This window comes from Arthrobacter sp. D1-29 (genome assembly GCF_054130585.1).
Window position 1 is genome coordinate 3,626,916 of sequence record NZ_CP096383.1, and the last position, 19,295, is coordinate 3,646,210.

Genomic DNA, 19,295 nt, shown 5'->3' on the forward strand with positions numbered 1-19,295 from the left:
CAGCTCGGTGACTCAGGGACGGGGCCTCCGGCGGCCTGTGGTGCTGCTCCTCACCCTGGCCCTGATGGGCGGAGGAGTGTACACAGCTGTCACTTTCCTGCAGCGCTCCGAGACCCTGGTTTCGGAGCGCTGCACGGCGGTGGTGGGTTCACAGTCCGCGGAACTGGCCACGGACCAGGCCGTCAACGCCTCGCTCATTACTGCCGTTGCCGTCCAACGGGGCCTTCCGCCGCGCGCCGCCAGCATCGCCCTGGCTACGGCCATGCAGGAGTCGAAGCTGCGAAACATCAACCACGGCGACCAGGCCGGGCCGGATTCCCGGGGACTGTTCCAGCAGCGGCCATCCCAAGGGTGGGGAACTGAAGCCCAGGTCATGGATCCCTACTATGCAGCCAACGCTTTCTACGACGCGCTGGAAAAGATCCCGGACTATGAGTCACTGGAAATTACCGATGCCGCCCAGCGGGTACAGCGCTCCGCCTACCCGCTGGCCTATGCAGAACATGAAGGCATGGGCCGCTCGTTCGCCTCTGGCTTCACCGGCCAGACGCCTGGCGCTGTGCAATGCACACTGCGGGCGCCCCTCGATGCAGGCAACCCGGCCGCAGTGGCTTCGGAGCTGGAACTGGCCTACGGGACGCTGGGGACAGCCACGGAGGGGCAGAGCCTGCTGGTGGAAGCCAGCGGCAGCCACGCCTGGTCTCTGGCGCAATGGGCTGTGGCCAATGCCAAGGACTTTGAGGTAACCCAGGTGGACGTCGAGGGGCAAAGCTGGAACCGGAATGCCAAGGACGGCTGGCAGGATTCGGACGCGGCGCCCGGCCAGGTCCGGATCACTGTCTCGCCGGTGGCATCCGAAAACTGACGCCTGGTTCAGTGCCGGCTAGACCAACATCTCCACAACGGGCTGGACATAGCTGCGGAAAAGATCGGGCTGTGAGATCAGGTCATGGCTCATAATGATCTTGTCCGGTTCCAGGTACCAGGCCCGCTGTTCGTTGAGCGGCAGTTCGATGATGGTCAGGCTGAAGTCCCGGGAACTCCGCCCCACCTCCATCAGCCGGTCATCCACCAGGTCATCCAGCAGCAGATCCGATCCACTGGCAACACGCTCCGCTTCCAGCTCCGCATATTCACTGCGGCGCTCCCGCACCCATGTCAGGGCAGAACCGAAATGCGCCTGCAGGACCCTCTGCAGTGCAGGGGAATTTCCGAACGCGGCAAATTCCGGCGGGGACAACTCGGGGGACATCTTTGGATGGGCCTTGAGCAGTTGATCCCACCAGGCTTCCCACTCGGTCTTCAGGGCGCCGAGTCCGCCCACTTCGGCGGTGAGATGGCTATGGTCAGCGTGGTGTACTTTCGGAGCGGCGTGTGAGAGCGCCGGACGGCCGGCGCCGTCGAGACCGGCGGCGTCGCGCACGTACAGCGCGATCATCATCGGGCCGGATGTGTCCATGGTGATCTTCCAGCCTGAACCGCCTGCTTGATGCATTCCAATTCCTCCCGTGGCGTGCCTGCACCGGGCTTGCTTGTCCGGATCCCGTCCCCCGGCTCCCAGTCTATTCCCGAAGCCCCCGGACGGTAATGGCCGGAGTGGCAGCGAGTGCCTCAAGGTGCCGCTCCAGAACGTCCCGGCACATTCCGGCATTCATCCACTCGGGCTGAAGCAGGGCGTGCATGCACAGGCCGTCCAGGATTGCCAGGAGCCGCTCGGCCTCCACAACGAGGCTCTGCTGCCCGCCGCCGTCGTCCGCCATCAAGGCGATAATCACCTGGCCGATGATGGCCGCGACCTCCCGGTGGCTTCGGTCCGCTTCCGCCGCGAGGAAGGGCCGGATTCTGGCTGCGTTCTTGAACGCCATCCAGACGCACGCCTCAACCGCCCGCCTTTCATCGATCGGCAGCAATTCACCCAGCAGGGTTAAAACAGCGTCGCCCTGCTGCGCCGTTCCGGGAACACTCGCCTGGACGGCCGGCAGGGCTTCCGCCAAGCGGAACAGGATGCGGTCCACCACTGTCGCGAACGAGTGGGTGAGGAGCTCTTCGCTGCCGGCAAAGTAGTGCCTGACCGATCCCACCGCCAGTCCTGCCTCGTCCGCCACCTCACGGAGGGAAACACGCTCCAGTCCGTCCACTGCGATGATCCTGAAGACTGCCTCCACTACTTCATTGCGCCGGGCTTCGGCATCTACGATTTTTGGCACCCCCTTTTTTAGCACAGCTGTGCTCTATCCCGCCGGTGCTGCTGCGGTGTGTTCCGGTTTCCGATGCTCCGGGCAAAGGCTCTTCCCTATCCGGCATTCGGAATGCCCGGAGACCCAGGCCGGGAAGTGGGATAGCGTTGAGATCATGAAAATTCTGGTCACAGGTGGCACCGGGTACATCGGCTCCCACACAGTCTTGTCCCTGCAGGAAGCCGGCCATGAAGTGGTGGTCATCGATAACCTGGTGAACTCGAGCGTGGAGTCGCTGCGGCGCGTTGCCGAGCTCACCGGGAAGACCGCCCAATTCCACAACGTGGACCTCCTGGACGAAGCGGCGGTGGACGGAGTTTTTTCGGCCAACGCCATTGACGCGGTCATCCACTTTGCCGGCCTGAAAGCGGTGGGCGAGTCGGTCCGTGAGCCGCTGAAGTACTACTACAACAACCTGGTGGGCACCCTGAACCTGATCCGGGTCATGGACCGCCACGACGTCCGCTCGATCGTCTTCAGCTCCTCCGCCACGGTTTACGGCGAACACAACCCGATCCCCTACGTCGAGAAGATGGAAATCGGCGCCAACAACCCGTACGGCCGGACCAAGGAACAGATCGAAGACATCCTCTCGGACCTTGGCGCCGCGGACACCCGCTGGCACATCGCCCTGCTCAGGTACTTCAACCCGGTCGGCGCCCACCCCTCCGGCAGGATCGGCGAGGACCCCCAGGGCATCCCCAACAACCTGGTGCCGTTCATCGCCCAGGTCGCCGTGGGACGCCGCGAAAAACTCATGGTCTTCGGCGGCGACTACGACACTCCGGACGGCACCTGCCTGCGCGACTACATCCACGTCGTGGACCTCGCCGACGGCCACGTCGCCGCCCTGAACCATGTGGCCGGCCGGAGCGGTGTGTTCCGCTGGAACCTTGGCTCAGGCAAGGGCTCCTCCGTACTGGAGGTGCTGCACTCCTTCGAGAAAGCCGTCGGAAAGCCCATCCCCTATGAGATCACGGGGCGCCGCGCCGGCGACCTTCCCGCATTCTGGGCCGACGCCGCCTCCGCCCTGGCCGACCTGAGCTGGTCCACCACCAAAACAGTGGACCAGATGTGCGAGGACCACTGGCGCTGGCAGAAGAACAACCCCCTCGGCTATGGCTCCTGACTAACAACAACTCAAGAGGACCAAAACGACAGCGTCCGCCCACCTGTGGAAGGTGGGCGGACGCCGTCGTTTATTCTGGCTTGCCGGTGGCTGGGGCCACGCCGGCGAGGGACCCGAACCGAGCTTGCGAGGTTTGGGAGCCGGTGGGGATTAGCGGACGGGGTAGTCGCGCTCCGGCTCGCCGATGTACAGCTGGCGCGGGCGGCCGATCTTGGTGTTGGGATCGCTGATCATTTCACGCCACTGGGCGATCCAGCCCGGCAGGCGGCCGATGGCGAACAGGACGGTGAACATCTTCTCCGGGAAGCCCATGGCCTTGTAGATGAGCCCTGTGTAGAAGTCCACGTTGGGGTAAAGCTTGCGCTGGATGAAGTAGTCGTCATTCAGCGCCTTCTCCTCAAGCCGCATGGCGATGTCCAGGAGTTCGTCGTTGCCGCCGAGCTTCGTGAGGATTTCGTGGGCCGTGGCCTTGACGATCTTGGCCCGCGGATCGTAGTTCTTGTACACGCGGTGTCCGAAGCCCATCAGGCGGACGCCGTCTTCCTTGTTCTTGACCTTCTCCATGTAGTCCTCCGGCCTGGTGCCGTCGGCCTGGATCTGGCGGAGCATCTTGAGCACAGCCTCGTTCGCGCCGCCGTGGGCGGGACCGAAGAGCGCGTTGATGCCGGCCGACACCGAGGCAAACAGGTTGGCGTTTGAGGAGCCCACCAGGCGCACCGTGGAGGTGGAACAGTTCTGTTCGTGGTCAGCGTGCAGGATCAGCAGGAGATCCAGCGCCTTCGCGATGACCGGATCAACCTCGTACTGCTCTGCCGGGAGGCCGAAGCTCAGGCGCAGGAAGTTTTCCACGAGGTTGTGGGAGTTGTCCGGGTACAGCATGGGCTGGCCGATGCTCTTCTTGAGCGCGTAGGCAGCGATGACCGGCATCTTGGCCATCAGGCGGATGGTGGAAACCTCCACCTGCTCGGCGTTGAAGGGGTCAAGCGAGTCCTGGTAGAACGTGGACAGCGCCGATACAGCCGACGAAAGGACAGGCATGGGGTGGGCATCGCGCGGGAACCCGCCGAAGAAGCCCTTGAGCTCTTCGTGCAGCAGCGTGTGACGGCGGATCTTTTGGTCGAACGCTTCCAGTTCCACGGTGGTGGGCAGGTTGCCGTAGATCAGCAGGTAGGAAACTTCGAGGAAGCTGGAGTGCTGCGCCAACTGCTCGATGGGGTATCCCCGGTAACGCAGGATGCCCGCATCGCCGTCGATGTAGGTGATTGCAGAGGTTGTTGCCGCTGTGTTCATAAAGCCGGGGTCAAAGGTGACTGCACCCGTCTGCTTCAGCAGCTTGGAAACGTCGTAACCTTCGTTTCCTTCAATAACCTGGATGCGCGGGAGCTTGAGCTCGCCTCCTGCATGGAGCAGGGTTGCGCTGTTGGTCTCAGTCATGGAGTCCCCTTCATGAGGCGTCTGGGCCTCTGTCGAAAGCTTGATCCAACATCCGGTGAGCCGCGCACTGACCCTGCAAGCACAGGATTCCAACACCCGGGCTGCCTTCTTGTAGAAAGCCACCATCGATAGTCACTTAAAAAGTACCCGCTCCTTGGCGGGTGTCACTAATCGGTGTCCTTCCAAGATGCCCTAAAATAGGCTGGTTGTGGCGCGAGTCACATGATTGTTACGGTGCCGTTGCCAGCCGGGCCACCGCTGCGTCGATCCGTTCATCCGAACCGGTCAATGCCACCCGGATGAATCCGTTGCCTGCCTCGCCGTAAAAGACGCCGGGCCCCACCACGACGCCACGCCCGGCAAGGCGGCCCACGGTGTCCCACGTATCCTCGCCGGCGGTGGACCAGAGGTAAAGGCCGGCGTCGGAGTCTTTGATCTCCAGTCCAAAATTCCGCAGCGCGGGCAGGAGCCGCTCCCTGCGGCCCCTGTAGAGGTCCTTCTGCACCTGGACATGGAGGTCGTCGCCCACTGCCACCCGCATCGCTTCCTGGACGGGGTAGGGGACAATCATGCCGGCATGCTTTCGGCTGTTGACCAGGTTGGCCATGATGGCCGGATCGCCGGCGACGAAGGCCGCACGGTACCCTGCCAGATTGGACTGTTTGCTCAGCGAATAGACGGCCAGAAGTCCTTCATGGGAGCCGCCGGCAATCCGCGGATCCAGGATGCTGGGTACCGGCTCCCCACCGCGCTGGACATCCCACGCGCCCCAACCCAGTTCGGCATAGCACTCGTCAGAGGCCACCACGGCGCCCAGCTCCCGCGCCTGTGCCACCAACAACCTCAAGGACTCCACATCCCTGACGCTTCCGGTCGGGTTGCCGGGCGAATTGACCCAAATCAGACGGACCCGGGAGCGGGTGGCTGCGTCGAGCTCGTCAAGGTTGTCCGTAGCCACGGAGGTGACCCCGGCAAGGGTGGCTCCGATGTCGTAGGTGGGGTAGGCAACCTGGGGGCGTACAACGACGTCGCCCGGCTTCAGCCCCAGCAGGAGCGGCAGCCAGGCAACCAGTTCCTTCGAACCCACGGTTGGCATAACGTTTTTTGGATCCAGCCCAGGAACGCCACGCCGGCGCCCAAACCAGGCCGCGATGGCTTCCCGCAATGCTGCAGTGCCGTGGACCGTGGGGTATCCGGGAGCGTTGGCCGCGGCCTGGAGCGCGTCCTGGATAACGGTGGGCGTGGGGTCAACGGGCGTACCGATGGACAGGTTCACTGCCCCGCCCGGGTGTTCCGAAGCCTTGGCCAGATAGGGCGCCAGTGCCTCCCAAGGGTAATCGGGCAGGCTGAGGCCAAAACTACTCAACGCGGCGGTCACCGGGACGTCCGGCTCAGTGGTCTTGGTTCTGGGGCGGCAGGGCGGCAATCATCGGGTGGTCCTTACCCGTGTTGCCCACCTTGGCGGCACCGCCCGGGGATCCGAGATCGTCGAAGAATTCCACGTTGGCTTTGTAGTAGTCGGCCCACTCGTCGGGGGTGTCGTCCTCGTAGTAGATAGCCTCCACCGGGCACACCGGTTCACAGGCACCGCAGTCGACGCACTCATCCGGATGGATGTACAGCGAACGCTCACCCTCGTAGATGCAGTCGACCGGGCACTCTTCAATACATGCCTTGTCCTTGACATCTACACACGGCTGCGCGATTACGTACGTCACGTCCCTTGCCTCTCCACTTCGTTTCCGGCGACCAGCCGGCTCTTGCTTCCGGCACTATGCCCGGACTGTTGATTTCTGAGCCTATTATCTCCCAGCCCATTCCTGCGAACCTAGCGGGGCCGCCTAGTATGAACTGGTGAGTCTGACCACGCCTTCGCCCCGGGAGTTCCTGGCAGCGGCCGCACCCGGTACGCGGGTGGTGGTCCGCTACCGAATCGATGGCGGACTGACCGACGCGCTGGGTTACCTGCTGCGCACCGCCGACGGCGACTGCACCGTCCGCACCCGGAAGGCCGACGTCGTTATTCCGCTCGATCTGGTGACCGCAGCAAAGGAAGTGCCGCCCGCTCCGGAGCGCCGCCGCCCTGCGCACTGAGGGCCGTCGTCGCTGCGCAGGGGCTGCCCCTGCGGATCGAGGCCGGACTTCACTGGGCAGTCCGGTACGTGCCAAGGGCCTGGTGGACCATCCTCACAAACTCTGCCGGCTCCCTGAGGAGCATTTCGAAAGTCACACGGAGGGTGGGAACGCCCCGAACGACGGTAATGTTCCACCGCCGCCTGTCCTCCCTGTACGCCTGCCGGCTGCTGTGGTGGGAGTAGCCGTCCGTCTCAATGCCCAGCAAGCCGTCAACCAGGAGGTCCAGATGCCCCATTCCTGGAACGTTGACCTGCAGCTCGACCGTCAGCCCGGCCTCTTCCAGCAAGTATCGGGCCATGGTCTCAATGACGGAACCGGATTGTGGCCGGATCCTTGCCACCAGGGCCTGCAGGGCCTTTTCCCGTGCGGCAGGAAACCGGATACGCAGATCCGAAAGTTGCACCAGGCCCTGCTTGACTGCAGATTCTGCAATGGTCAGGCCCTCGAGCGGCGGCAGGCAGCGCAGCGATTGGCACACGATGTCCAGATGGGTCAGCGGTACGTGGCTTCGATGCACCACACAACCCTCGATTGGCCTGCCATGCCTGGCGGCAAGATGGGGCTTGTCGGGCCTCTTCACCACCCATAGCCCCGCTGCTGCGGCGGCCGTGACGCAACCACGCACGGCATGATGGCGGCCGGCATGGACCACCAACGGCTCGGCACCGGGCAACGCATAAACGCCCCTTGCCACCCTCTGAATGGAAGCGTCCAACAGGCCGGCTTCAATCAACCGTCGGGATACTCCCGCCTGCCTGAGGGAGTTGGTGCTGGCAACGCCATCCAGATGGGTCAGCACGTCAGTAACTGTTCGCATGACTAGATGCTGCCTCCCCCGGGATTCCGGCGCACCGGGCAGCACAAGCCATGTGGAAAACGTCCGGGCGCAGTGACGGCGGGGTTCAGCGCGAACGGACCGTCTCTGCACATCCAGGACGCGGGTGAGAGCGCACCCCCCGTTTTTGGGAAAGAAAAAAGCCGGAACGACGGCGGGGAGTCCCGCCAGCCGTTCCGGCTCTCCTTCTGAAACTAGACCTTGGCGCGTGCGCGGTTGGCCTTGGCGCGCTCGTTCGTGTCAAGGATGAGCTTGCGGATACGGATCGACTCAGGGGTCACCTCGACGCACTCGTCCTCGCGGGCGAATTCGAGGGACTCTTCGAGCGTGAGGTCGCGCGGCGGCGTCAGGTTCTCGAAGGTGTCGGAGGAAGCGGCACGCATGTTGGTGAGCTTCTTTTCCTTCGTGATGTTCACGTCCATGTCGTCGGCGCGGGAGTTCTCGCCGACGATCATGCCTTCGTAGACCTCAGAGGTAGGCTTCACGAAGAAGGAACCGCGCTCCTGCAGGTTGATCATGGCGAACGGCGTGACAACACCGGCGCGGTCAGCAATCATGGAGCCGTTGGTGCGGTACTCGATGGGACCGGCCCACGGCTCGTAGCCCTCGGAGATGGAAGCTGCGATGCCCGCGCCACGGGTGTCGGTGAGGAACTTGGTGCGGAAACCGATCAGGCCGCGGGCCGGAACGATGAATTCCATCCGGCACCAGCCGGTGCCGTGGTTGGCCATGTTGGTCATGCGGCCCTTGCGGGCAGCCATCAGTTGGGTGACGGCGCCAAGGTATTCTTCCGGTACATCGATGGTCATGTGCTCCATCGGCTCGTGGACCTTGCCATCGATGGTCTTGGTAACAACCTGCGGCTTGCCCACGGTCAGCTCGAAGCCTTCACGGCGCATCTGCTCAACCAGGATGGCCAGGGCGAGCTCGCCACGGCCCTGGACTTCCCAGGCGTCGGGACGCTCGGTGGGCAGAACCTTGATGGAGACGTTACCGATCAGTTCCTTGTCCAGGCGGTCCTTCACCTGGCGGGCCGTGACCTTGGCACCCTTGACCTTGCCGGCCAGCGGCGAGGTGTTGATACCGATGGTCATGGAGATCGCGGGATCGTCCACGGTAATGAGCGGCAGCGGCTGCGGGTTCTCGGCGTCGGTCAGGGTCTCACCGATGGTGATTTCCTCGATACCGGCAACAGCCACGATCTCGCCGGGGCCGGCAGACTCGGCCGGAACGCGGTCCAGTGCCTTGGTGGCCAGGAGTTCGGTGATCTTGACGTTCTTGAGCTCACCGTTGGCGCGCGCCCAGGCAACGGTCTGGCCCTTGCGCAGGGTGCCGTTGTAGATGCGGAGCAGGGCGAGGCGGCCCAGGAACGGGGACGCGTCCAGGTTGGTGACGTGCGCCTGGAGGACGCCGTTCGGGTTGTAGGTCGGCGCCGGGATGTGCTCGATGATGGTCTGGAACAGCGGTTCCAGGTCCTCATTCTCCGGGGCGGTGCCATCGGCGGGCTGCTCGAGGGAGGCACGGCCAACCTTGGCGGCGGCGTATACAACAGGAACTTCGAGGATCTTGTCCAGGTCAAGGTCCGGAACCTCATCCGCGAGGTCTGAGGCGAGGCCGAGGAGGAGGTCCATCGATTCGTGGACAACTTCTTCGATGCGGGCGTCAGGGCGGTCGGTTTTGTTGACCAGCAGGATGACGGGCAGGTGCGCGGCCAGGGCCTTGCGCAGCACAAAACGGGTCTGCGGCAGGGGACCCTCGGAAGCGTCAACCAGCAGCACAACGCCGTCCACCATGGACAGGCCGCGCTCCACCTCGCCGCCGAAGTCGGCGTGGCCGGGGGTGTCGATCACGTTGATGGTGATGGTCTCGCCCTTGGAGGACGGTCCGTTGTAGGCCACGGTGGTGTTCTTGGCCAGGATGGTGATGCCCTTTTCGCGCTCCAGGTCACCGGAGTCCATCACGCGGTCCTCGAGGTGGTTGTGCTCGGCAAAGGAGTTGGTCTGCTTGAGCATGGCGTCGACCAGGGTGGTCTTGCCGTGGTCAACGTGGGCCACGATCGCGACGTTGCGCAGGTCACTGCGCGATGCAGTGGCTACCGCGGTGTTGGTGGTGGTTTCAGACATGCGTAATGGCTCGATTCAGTGGTGAAGTCAGCTGTTGTATCGCGACATTTCCAACTGGAACGCACGACGGATTAGTCCCTTAGCACAGGGCACCTTCCCCCATTCTAGCCGTTGAGCCATTTATTGGCCTAAAAATCGCTGATCAGCTTCGCGGCCGCGGAGTGCCATTCCGGACCGCTCCGCTCAAAGCGTGAGCAAGGTCACTGGTTTTTCTGAACCTGATGGCCCATCATTGCTGTGACTACTAGTGCAAGCTCCGGAGTAAACAGATGCGAAAAGCCTCGGCTGTGGCCTGCTTTGTTGCATCCGGAATCGCCGCCGGCGCCATCTTCAGCGGCTACGGACAGCCCCCGGAACCACTCGCCGCCGGGGCCGTAGAGATGCACGCGCCCGTACAGGGGAAGTACTCTGCGCCGGAGGCCAACACTGGAACGCTCCCCGTTGGCTCCGTCTACCGAAATCCGTTAACCGGGCGTGACGAGGTGGTGGTTCCGGACATCGCCAACACCGCCCTCCTCATTGGTGACTCCCAGTCGGAGCCGGCTGACGGCTGGCCGCGCCTGGGCCTGGCCGCGGTTGGATACAAGGTCCATTTTTGCGGACGGGGCGGAACAGGCTTTGCAACCTCCAACGGCAAGACCGGGAACTACGTCCAGGCTCTGCTCAGGGGCGACTGGAAGCTTCCCTATGGCTCTCCCCCGCTGATCATTCTGCAAGGCGGCGGAAATGACGCGGCGCGGGGAGCCACTGATGCCCAGATCGTGGCAAATGCCGACCGTCTGATAGCAATCCTGCGCGAACGGTACCCCGAAGCCCGGATGGCGATGATCGGGACCTTGGCCAGGGATGCCCGCGATGGCGGCGGCCGCCGTCACGAGGTGGACACCCTTCTGGGAACCGTGGCGGCCAGGCATGGGATGCCGTTTTTGTCGGTGGGCGATTGGCTCACCAGGCATGGCCTCGCCAAGGACCTCGCGGACGCCGTCCACATGAATGCAGCGGGCCGGAAATCCCTCGGCGCTTTGCTGGAAGCCCGGCTGCGGGAGCTGCGGCTCGAAGCCCGGCCGAATGGCAATTCCGGATCGCTGCAGGCGGCGGCCCCGGAATCCTCCTGGACTGAATAGCTCTAAGTCCCCGTCTGAATTGCGTTAAGCAGACAGGGAGCCGGTGCTTGCCGGCACCGACTCCCTGGTCCTACGCTCCCTGATCCTGCTGTCAGGCGACTTCCGGCGGAAGCATCAGACGAGCTCCGGGGATGGCATTGAGCAGGGCCCTGGTGTATTCCTGCTTCGGCGAATCGAAGACTTCATCCGTGGAACCGGTCTCCACCAAAAGCCCCTTCTCCATCACGCACACGTGATCGGCAATCTGCCGGACAACTGCCAGGTCGTGGGTAATGAAAAGATACGTGAGACCCAGGTTGGACTGCAGGTCGGCCAGGAGATTAAGCACCTGTGCCTGGACCAAAACATCCAGCGCTGACACCGCCTCGTCACAAATGATGACCTCGGGATCCAAGGCGAGCGCGCGTGCAATGGCTACACGCTGCCTCTGGCCGCCCGAGAGCTCATTCGGAAAACGCTGCATGCTGGACTGCGGCAGCGCCACCTGGTCCAGGAGCTCACGGACCTTCTTCTCCCGGCTGGCCTTGTCCCCGATCTTATGGATCCGTAATGGTTCTTCGATGGTGCGGAAGATGTTGTACATCGGATCGAGCGAACCATACGGATCCTGGAAGATGGGCTGCACCCGCCGGCGGAACTTGAAAAGTTCCGTGCCCTTCAACAATGAGGTGTCGACGCCGTCGAAAAGGATGGCGCCATCAGTCGGCTTTTCAAGCTGCAACACCATCTTGGCTACGGTCGATTTGCCCGAACCGGATTCCCCCACAATCGCCGTTGTGGTGCCCCTCGTGACGTCAAAGCTCACGCCGTCGACGGCGGCAAAGTCTGAAGTCTTGCCCAGCCCCTGACGCAGCTTGTAGACCTTGCGAAGGTCCCTGATCTGCAGGATATGGTCCTTTGCCGCCGCTTCTGCCGCCGGTGCAAGGAGGTCAGTGGCCTCCACCCCGAGTTCCTTCGCCGCCTGGATACGCCTGCTGGCAAGGGAGGGCGCGGATTCGACCAGGCGTTTGGTGTAGGGATGCTGCGGATTTTGCAGCAGTGCCAGCGATGGGCCGGACTCCACCACCTGCCCCTGGTACATGACCACCACCTTGTCAGCACGCTCCGCTGCAAGTCCCAGGTCATGGGTAATAAGCAGCACGGCCGTGCCGAGGTCAGATGTCATCGTGTCCAGGTGATCCAGAATCTGCCGCTGTACTGTCACGTCAAGGGCCGACGTCGGCTCATCCGCAATCAGCAGCCGCGGCTGGCAGGACAGCCCGATGGCGATCAGGGCACGCTGGCGCATTCCGCCGGAAAACTCATGCGGATACTGCTTTGCCCGCCGGTGCGCGTCCGGCAGCCCGGCTTGGGCCAGGACCCTGGCAATATCTTCGGGGCCGCTGGGGCGGCCATTTGCCCGGAGGGTCTCTTTGACCTGGTAGCCGATCTTCCATACGGGGTTCAGGTTGGACATTGGATCCTGCGGAACCATGCCAATGGTGTTCCCGCGAAGTTCAATCATCCGCTGCTCGGCCGCATGGGCGATGTCCTCGCCGTCGAGCAGGATTTGTCCCCCCGCTACCCGTCCGTTCGGTGGCAGGAGGCCGATGGCTGCGAGGGCCGTGGTCGACTTTCCCGAGCCCGACTCGCCGACGATGGCAACTGTCTCGCCGGCCATGATGGTGAGGTGCGCGTTCCGGACAGCCCGAACCTCCCCGCTGCCGGTTTTGAAGGTGATGGCCAGGTCGCGGATTTCCAGGAGCGGCGTCGGTTCCGTGCGGTCTGCCTCATCGATGCGAATATCTGGAGTTGTCATGGCTGTTTCTCTCATCGCTGACGGCTCTTCGGATCAAGGGCATCACGCACTGCATCGCCGAGCATGATGAAACTCAGGACGGTGATGGACAATGCCGCCGCGGGATAGAGCAAAATTTCCGGCTTGGTCCGAATCGACGCCTGCGCTCCAGCGATGTCATTGCCCCAGGACATGATGCTGGGCGGTAAGCCGATGCCAAGGAATGACAGTGTGGCCTCGGCCACAATGAAAATGCCCAGGTTCAAGGTTGCGAGCACAATAATGGGAGCCAAGGCATTGGGGAGGACGTGCTTAACCAGCGCACCGAACCTTGAAACGCCCAAGGCGCGGGCAGCCGTGACGAAATCCGCGTTCCGAACCTCTATTACGGCGCCGCGGGTAATGCGTGCCATTTGTGGCCACGCCAGCAGGGAAATGACCAGGACTACAGTCCACACACTCTTGTTTTCGCGTAGTGCCGGCAGCTGGGTGATGACCAGCGCGCCAAGGACCAGGGGCAGGGCAAAGAAAATGTCGCCGAGCCGGGCGAGGACCGAGTCCACCCATCCGCCGTAGTAGCCCGCGAGCGCGCCGAGGGTCACCCCAATGATCAGGACGCAGAGCACGGACAACACACCGACGGAGAGCGAGGCCTGCGTTCCGTGGACCACGCGCGAATAGATGTCGCAGCCTTGGAACGTGAAGCCGAACGGATGCCCGGCGGTGGGGCCACCTTCCGAATTGGCCAGTTGGCAGTCATCATTTGGCGGGACCGTTGAAATCAACCCAGGGAACAACGCGATGACGATCAAGGCCAGGATCAAAAGCGACGAAATAATAAACAGGGGACGGCGACGAAGTTTGCGCCAGGCATCCGCCCACAGACTGAGAGGCGCCTGATCCGTTTTCAGGGTATCTGTTGCCAGCAGCGGCGTCTCGTCAACGGGAGCTACGAAGTGATTGGTTTTACTGGTCATAGCGAATCCTCGGGTCCAGCCAGGCGTACAGGAGATCAACGAGCAGGTTGGCCACCACAAAGACCAGCACCAGCACGCTGACGATGGCAACAACGGTTGGGCCCTCGCTTCGCAAGGTTGCCTGGTAAAGCTTGTTCCCTACGCCAGGAACGTTAAAGATGCCTTCCGTGACAATGGCACCGCCCATCAGGCCGCCAAGGTCTGCACCCAGGAACGTCACCACCGGGATGAGCGAGTTGCGGAGGATGTGCGTCATGACAACCCGTGGCCGGGAAAGGCCCTTGGCGGTGGCGGTGCGCACATAGTCAGCATTCATGCTCTCGCTGACGGAGGCACGGGTCAGTCGGAGCACATATGCAAACGACACCAAACCAAGGACTGTCGCCGGCAGCAGCAGGTTGCCCCAGTCAGCGTTTGCCCCCACGGTGGGTTTAGCCCACCCCAGCTGGACGCCGAAAATCAGCTGGAAAACGAAGCCGAGAACGAAGGTGGGCACCGCGATGACCACCAGGGAGGCAACCAGCACGGCGGAATCAAACCACTTGCCGCGGCGGAGGCCAGCGAAGACGCCGAAAGCTATCCCGAAAACCGCTTCAATAACGAGCGCTTCGACAGCGAGCATTGCCGTCACGGGAAAGATCCGGGCCAAAGAAGCGGCGATGGGTTGGCCTGTAAAGTCGTTCCCCAGATTAAAGGTGAACAGGTTCTTCAGGAAGAGTCCGTACTGGACCCAGAAGGGTTCATCGAGGTGGTACTGGCTGCGCAGGGTGTCGATCACTGCCTGCGGGGGCTGCCGGTCGCCGAAAAGCGCCGCAATGGGATCCCCCGGAAGGGCGAACACCATGTAATAGACCAGGAGCGTGGTGCCAAGGAAGACGGGGATCACTTGAAGGAGGCGGCGCAAAATAAAGCGGACCAAGGGATCACCGGCCTTCCGGAATGGAAGATATCGGGTTCATGTTTGCCTTCCTGCTGCGCAGGCAAATGGGGGCCCGGCCGTGAAACCGGACCCCCATGCGCCTGGCGGCAAGTTAGATCCTGTGGACTACTTGGCCGTGATGTCGAAGTAGCGGATGCCGCCATTCCAGCCGGTTTCGGCCTTCACAACGTTGTTGCTCCACACAATCGGCTTTGCCTGATCCCAGAGAGCCAAGCCGGGGAGGTCCTCGAAAAGGATCTCCTGTGCCGAGTTGAACTTGGCGTTTGCTTCTTCGGTGGTCTTGGCTGCCAGGCCCTCCTTGAGGAGCTTGTCGAACTCGGGGTTCGAGTACTTCTCGTAGTTGGAGGATGCACCGGTTGCCCAGACAGGCCCGAGGAAGTTGTACAGGGACGGGTAGTCGCCCTGCCAGCCGGCGCGGGACAGGCCCGGCAGGGACTGGGACTTGCGCAGGTCCAGGACTTCCGCGAACTTGGCGAAGGGCTGGATTTCCGCCTGGATCCCCAGGTTGTTCTTGAAGCCGTTGGCTACGGCGTCAATCCATTCCTTGTTGCCGCCATCTGTGTTGGAGGCAATCAGGAGCGGCTTGGAACTGTCATACGGTGTGATGGCGTCGGCCTGTGCCCAGAGGTCCTTGGCCTTTGCTGCGTCAAACTTCAGGGTTTCGCTACCCTTGAGGCCTTCCTTGAAGCCATCAATCACCGGCGGGGCGTACGCCTTGGCCGGAGTGCGGGTTCCGCTGAAGATGACCTTGCAGATTTCCTCGCGGTTGATCGCGTACGAGAGCGCCTGGCGGCGGAGCTTGCCTGCTTCACCATGGAAGTTCGGGTTGTAACCCGGGATGTTCAGGGTGGAGTTGGTGGCTACGGGCTTCGTTGCGTTACGGTCCGGGAAATCCGTGACATAGGTCTTCAGTGCGTTCGACGGCAGGACATCGGTGACGTCAAGGTTGTCGGACTGCAGGTCCGTGTAAGCGGGGCCCGGGTCGGTGTAGAACTTGAAGGTCACGCCGCCGTTCTGTGATTCGCGGGGCCCGCTGTAGTCAGGGTTCTTCACAAGTGAGATTGACTGGTCATGAACCCAGGCGCCCTCTTTTTCCATCTTGTACGGGCCGTTGCCGACCGGGTTCTCGCCGAAGGCCTTCGGATCCGCAATCGCCGCGGACGGAATCGGGAAGAACGCGGAATAGCCGAGGCGCAGCGACCAGTCAGCCTCAGGCTGGGCGAGTTCGACGGTGATCGTGGAGTCGTCCTTGGCCACCAGACCGGACATGGTTTCCGCGGTAGGGGCAGGAGTTGAAGTCGTCTTGCCGTCGGCCGACTTCTCGGTGGTCACAGCAGAGACTTCCTCGTAGCCCGCGATGGACTCGAAGAAGAAGCCGTTGTTCTGCAGGTTCTTCGAGTTCGCAGCGAAGTTCCAAGAGTCAACGAAAGTCTTGGCCGTAATCTCTTCGCCGTTCGTGAACTTCTGGCCCTGCTTGACCTTAATGGTCCAGTTCTGGGAATCCGTCGTTTCGATCGACTCGGCGAGGGCATTGACCGGCTTGCCGTCGGCGTCGTAGGCCCGAAGACCTTCGAACAGCAACTCGACAACACGGCCGCCATACACTTCGTTAGTGTTTGCCGGGAGCAACGGATTCTGTGGTTCGTTGCTGTACGCGGTGATGACCTTGTTCGGGTCGCCGCCAGCCTGGGTGCCACCGTCGTCGGTGCCGCCTCCAGCGCCGCACCCGGTGAGGGCGAGCGCAGCGATAGCCACGATGCCCAGTGCTTTGGAAGTGCGCGTGAAACGCATTCCGCCTCCTATGAGTTGTGGGAGAGAGTTAGGGAAAATTTTGCTTCCCAGCAGCCCCGTCAGACATTAAAATGTGACGCGGCTTACATGTCGAGTAGCCTAACCGCACAAAGTCCAGATACTGGTACTCCGTTGCCAAACCGTGACCGGTTCTTGTGCAAGCAGTGTCCGGTTCACGGCCGTAGTGCACGTCACATGTTACTCGCTGGTACGATTAAGGCAATTCGGCCCGCTGCGTCCCCGTCAACCCCTTCAGCACTGACTCTTCGGCCGCCGTCACCACCTGACAAAAGGGTGCGGCAGCTCCCGCCTTCTACTCCTGCACTAAAGAGCGTGCCAATCCCAGACACTCCACCAGACGCCCAGCGGGCCTGGGCTGGACCTCACACCAGCGATCCGGCTGTTGAACGCCGTGGTTCCTGTGGTCTGATACAGGGGAAGGCCATACGCGCTCTCCCACACCTGCTTGTCAATCTCCGCCATCAGCTCATCCTGCTTGGCGAGGTCAGTTGTGATGGCCAGCTGCTCCATCACTTTGTCCGCATCGCCGTCGGAGAACCCGTTGAAGTTGCTGCCGGCAGCCGTCCGGAAAATCTGCGGAACGCGGCTGACTCCCACTCCGGTGCTGATCCAGCCGAGAATCGCTGCGTCGTGGGCTCCGCCACCCAGCGCCCTGGCCCACTCGGCGTTGCCGAGCCCGCCGTCCATAACCTGGAAGCCGGCAAGACCGGCTGAGTCACGGATCAGGGTGAAGGTCCTTGCACGGTTGGGGTTGTCGCGGTTGTACAGAATCCGCACGGTCGGGGTGGTTCCGGCCAACAGTGATTTGGCGCCCTCAATGTCAACCTTGGAGTATTCGGATGAGCCGTTGTCCTTCACCGTGTCCTGGTATTTGGGCTGCGACGGCAGGAACACGTGGGAATCCAGGGGCTTTGCGTCAGGGATGAGAGACCCGACGATCGCGTCAACAATGGCCTGCCGTGGCACTGTCTTGAGGAAGGCCCGCCGGACGTTCTCCTCAGCAAAGGGGCCGGAAAAGTTCAGGTCAAGGTGGTCGTATCCGGACTGGCTGTACCGCTGCACGGTGGCCCCCTGGCTCTCCAGCCCGCTGAAAAGCGCCTCCGTGCCAGCCGAGGGCTGGGGCGAGATGATATCGGCCTGGCCGTTGCGCAGAGCCTCAACGGCTGCCTGCATTGCCCCAGTAAAGCGGATGGTGATTTCGTCAAGGTGGGGCTCAGGTCCCCAGACGTAGTCGCGGTTCCTGACGAGCCGGACGGAGGCGCCGGGAACGATGTTATTGACTATGTAGGGCCCGCTGGAAAGGTAGATCGCCGGGTCATCAGGCAGGGCGGTGGAATCGAAGCCCGAGTTCCAGAAGTCGCTGACGGCCTTAAGCGCGGTGTTTAGGACTGGCTTTTCCCTGTCGCCGCGGGGTGCGTCCGTGAGTAACTCGATGAGGTCTTCCTCGTCGTTTAGCCCGCTTTTTGCTGCCACCACATGAGCGGGAAGCCCGACGTCGAACGCAACTTCCCAGTCGGCGTACGGTGCTGCGTACTCCAGGGTGATGGAACGTCCGTCCGCGCCCACTTCTGGAAAAACCGTGGTCGCGAGGCCACTTGTATCCGACGCCACAGCGAAATACTTGGTGCCTAAGCCGGTCATTGGATCGGCGTCGTCGAAGTATCCGGAGCCTGCCGCCCAGGCCAGCAGGAGGTCGCCGGCGTCAATGGCCTCGCCGTCTGACCATTTGACGCCTTCGTTGACGGTGTACTTTACCTTCAGGGGCTGGTCCGAAACCTTCTCGTACCTGCCGAACTTCTCGTTGCGGACCACCCGGGCGGTGTCGTCCACGTAATAGAACCCTGAATGGGTAATGTAGCCGACTTTGGAGTTGATGTCCGTATTTCCGTTGGTGCTGAACGGATTAAAGGATGAAAGGGCATTGACCTCCGCGACGACGGCGCTGCCGCCACGCTTGGCCTGGCCCAGCGTGACTGGAGCCGTTCCCCCGGTGCCCGAGCAACCGGAAACAACCAGGGCTGCAGCCAGAGCCCCGGTGATGATCTGAATCAGGCGCCTGAGAGGCATACCGTCTCCTTTTTCCCTTTGAGGGGTACCCCTGGAGTCGCCAGGATCACGTCCTAGTCCTCCAGTAAGGATACGGCGTATGGTGCCCGCTCCAGAACCGACAGCGGCTGCTCCACCTCTGCACGGCTCCCCCAAGGAGGGTGTCCATGACCGTCACTATCGCAGTAGCCGATAAGGCTGAACCGTAAAAAACCAGCCTGGCGCGGGTGAACAAAGGTGTGCCGGATGTATGCCAGCCACGTTAACGGGCGTTGCGGAGCATGGCGCCAGGTTGCCCCCTTTGTCTCCCGGATGGCGCCATAAGTAGCGCCGTTTCTTCCCGTTGCGCTTCCGTTGCGTGGTGCTGGCCATCGCCTTGCGGCCCGTGTTTAGGTGTTTCACGGCACACGCCAGGCCAAGCGCAAAGCACCCACAGTGAACAGGAGGACCGATGTCGGACACGTCACGCCGCCTGCACGGCACCCACAATTTCGGCCCGCCCTGTTGTCACCGCCGAATGTGCAGTCCGGAGCGGTAACCTCCAGCACCCGCCATCCTGAGCCGAGGGCCCACAGCACCAAACCCATTGCGGCCGACGGCGGCACGCACCTCTATCCGTTTTCCCGGCTTCCCGGGTTCCACCGCGCTTCGTCGCGCCCGGAACCGCACGGACATGGCCGGGCACGAAGCACTGCGACGCGACCTGCTGACCGCCCTCGGCGCCG

The 19,295-nt window shown here is 62.6% G+C and carries 16 protein-coding genes; 4 read left to right on the top strand and 12 right to left on the bottom strand.

The window, feature by feature from the left end:
• Nucleotides 1–7 precede the first annotated feature (7 nt).
• Nucleotides 8–865 (top strand): hypothetical protein, encoded by an 858-nt coding sequence (locus M1E17_RS16305; protein ID WP_457963004.1) that lies wholly within the window; start codon nucleotides 8–10, stop codon nucleotides 863–865.
• Nucleotides 866–883: 18 nt separating this feature from the next.
• Here the strand turns inward: M1E17_RS16305 and M1E17_RS16310 are convergent, their stop codons facing one another.
• Nucleotides 884–1,495 (bottom strand): hypothetical protein, encoded by a 612-nt coding sequence (locus M1E17_RS16310; protein ID WP_457963005.1) that lies wholly within the window; start codon nucleotides 1,493–1,495, stop codon nucleotides 884–886.
• A gap of 67 nt (nucleotides 1,496–1,562) precedes the next feature.
• On the bottom strand, nucleotides 1,563–2,207 hold the full coding sequence (locus M1E17_RS16315; RefSeq protein ID WP_457963006.1) for a TetR/AcrR family transcriptional regulator: 645 nt from the start codon (nucleotides 2,205–2,207) through the stop codon (nucleotides 1,563–1,565).
• A 145-nt stretch (nucleotides 2,208–2,352) separates the two neighbouring features.
• Between M1E17_RS16315 and galE the strand changes: the two genes are divergently transcribed.
• On the top strand, nucleotides 2,353–3,366 hold the full coding sequence (galE, locus tag M1E17_RS16320; protein ID WP_457963007.1) for a UDP-glucose 4-epimerase GalE: 1,014 nt from the start codon (nucleotides 2,353–2,355) through the stop codon (nucleotides 3,364–3,366).
• Between the two features lie 150 nt (nucleotides 3,367–3,516).
• Here galE and M1E17_RS16325 read toward each other — a convergent pair whose 3' ends face one another.
• The 3 genes from M1E17_RS16325 to fdxA form a co-directional block, all read right to left on the bottom strand.
• Nucleotides 3,517–4,800, bottom strand: coding sequence for a citrate synthase (locus tag M1E17_RS16325; RefSeq protein WP_457963008.1), 1,284 nt, complete (start codon nucleotides 4,798–4,800; stop codon nucleotides 3,517–3,519).
• A 229-nt stretch (nucleotides 4,801–5,029) separates the two neighbouring features.
• Nucleotides 5,030–6,178 (bottom strand): succinyldiaminopimelate transaminase, encoded by a 1,149-nt coding sequence (gene dapC, locus M1E17_RS16330; protein ID WP_457963009.1) that lies wholly within the window; start codon nucleotides 6,176–6,178, stop codon nucleotides 5,030–5,032.
• Nucleotides 6,179–6,191: 13 nt separating this feature from the next.
• Nucleotides 6,192–6,518 (bottom strand): ferredoxin, encoded by a 327-nt coding sequence (fdxA, locus tag M1E17_RS16335; protein ID WP_050685972.1) that lies wholly within the window; start codon nucleotides 6,516–6,518, stop codon nucleotides 6,192–6,194.
• A 136-nt stretch (nucleotides 6,519–6,654) separates the two neighbouring features.
• On the opposite strand from fdxA, the gene M1E17_RS16340 reads away from it, so the two are divergent.
• Entirely contained in the window at nucleotides 6,655–6,894 is a 240-nt protein-coding gene (locus tag M1E17_RS16340) for a putative acetyltransferase (protein ID WP_457963010.1), read from the top strand.
• Between the two features lie 49 nt (nucleotides 6,895–6,943).
• Here M1E17_RS16340 and M1E17_RS16345 read toward each other — a convergent pair whose 3' ends face one another.
• Together M1E17_RS16345 and typA are read right to left on the bottom strand one after the other, a co-directional pair.
• Nucleotides 6,944–7,753, bottom strand: coding sequence for a hypothetical protein (locus M1E17_RS16345; RefSeq protein WP_457963011.1), 810 nt, complete (start codon nucleotides 7,751–7,753; stop codon nucleotides 6,944–6,946).
• Nucleotides 7,754–7,965: 212 nt separating this feature from the next.
• On the bottom strand, nucleotides 7,966–9,894 hold the full coding sequence (typA, locus tag M1E17_RS16350) for a translational GTPase TypA (protein ID WP_457963012.1): 1,929 nt from the start codon (nucleotides 9,892–9,894) through the stop codon (nucleotides 7,966–7,968).
• 269 nt (nucleotides 9,895–10,163) lie between these two features.
• On the opposite strand from typA, the gene M1E17_RS16355 reads away from it, so the two are divergent.
• Nucleotides 10,164–11,018: an SGNH/GDSL hydrolase family protein gene (locus tag M1E17_RS16355; RefSeq protein ID WP_457963013.1), complete on the top strand. Its 855-nt coding sequence runs from the start codon at nucleotides 10,164–10,166 to the stop codon at nucleotides 11,016–11,018.
• A gap of 91 nt (nucleotides 11,019–11,109) precedes the next feature.
• On the opposite strand, the gene M1E17_RS16360 is transcribed toward M1E17_RS16355, so the two are convergent.
• From M1E17_RS16360 to M1E17_RS16380, 5 genes are all read right to left on the bottom strand, one after another.
• A complete protein-coding gene (locus M1E17_RS16360; protein ID WP_457963014.1) occupies nucleotides 11,110–12,816 on the bottom strand; it encodes a dipeptide ABC transporter ATP-binding protein in 1,707 nt (568 codons plus the stop codon).
• A gap of 11 nt (nucleotides 12,817–12,827) precedes the next feature.
• A complete protein-coding gene (locus M1E17_RS16365) occupies nucleotides 12,828–13,772 on the bottom strand; it encodes an ABC transporter permease (protein WP_457963015.1) in 945 nt (314 codons plus the stop codon).
• Nucleotides 13,762–14,691, bottom strand: a complete 930-nt coding sequence (locus tag M1E17_RS16370; RefSeq protein WP_457963016.1) for an ABC transporter permease — start codon at nucleotides 14,689–14,691, stop codon at nucleotides 13,762–13,764. Before M1E17_RS16370 ends, M1E17_RS16365 begins: the two co-directional genes overlap by 11 nt.
• A 126-nt stretch (nucleotides 14,692–14,817) precedes the next feature.
• Complete coding sequence (locus M1E17_RS16375; RefSeq protein ID WP_457963017.1) at nucleotides 14,818–16,503, bottom strand: peptide ABC transporter substrate-binding protein; 1,686 nt, start codon at nucleotides 16,501–16,503, stop codon at nucleotides 14,818–14,820.
• Nucleotides 16,504–16,827: 324 nt separating this feature from the next.
• Nucleotides 16,828–18,591, bottom strand: a complete 1,764-nt coding sequence (locus M1E17_RS16380; protein WP_457963018.1) for an ABC transporter family substrate-binding protein — start codon at nucleotides 18,589–18,591, stop codon at nucleotides 16,828–16,830.
• Between the last annotated feature and the right edge of the window lie 704 nt (nucleotides 18,592–19,295).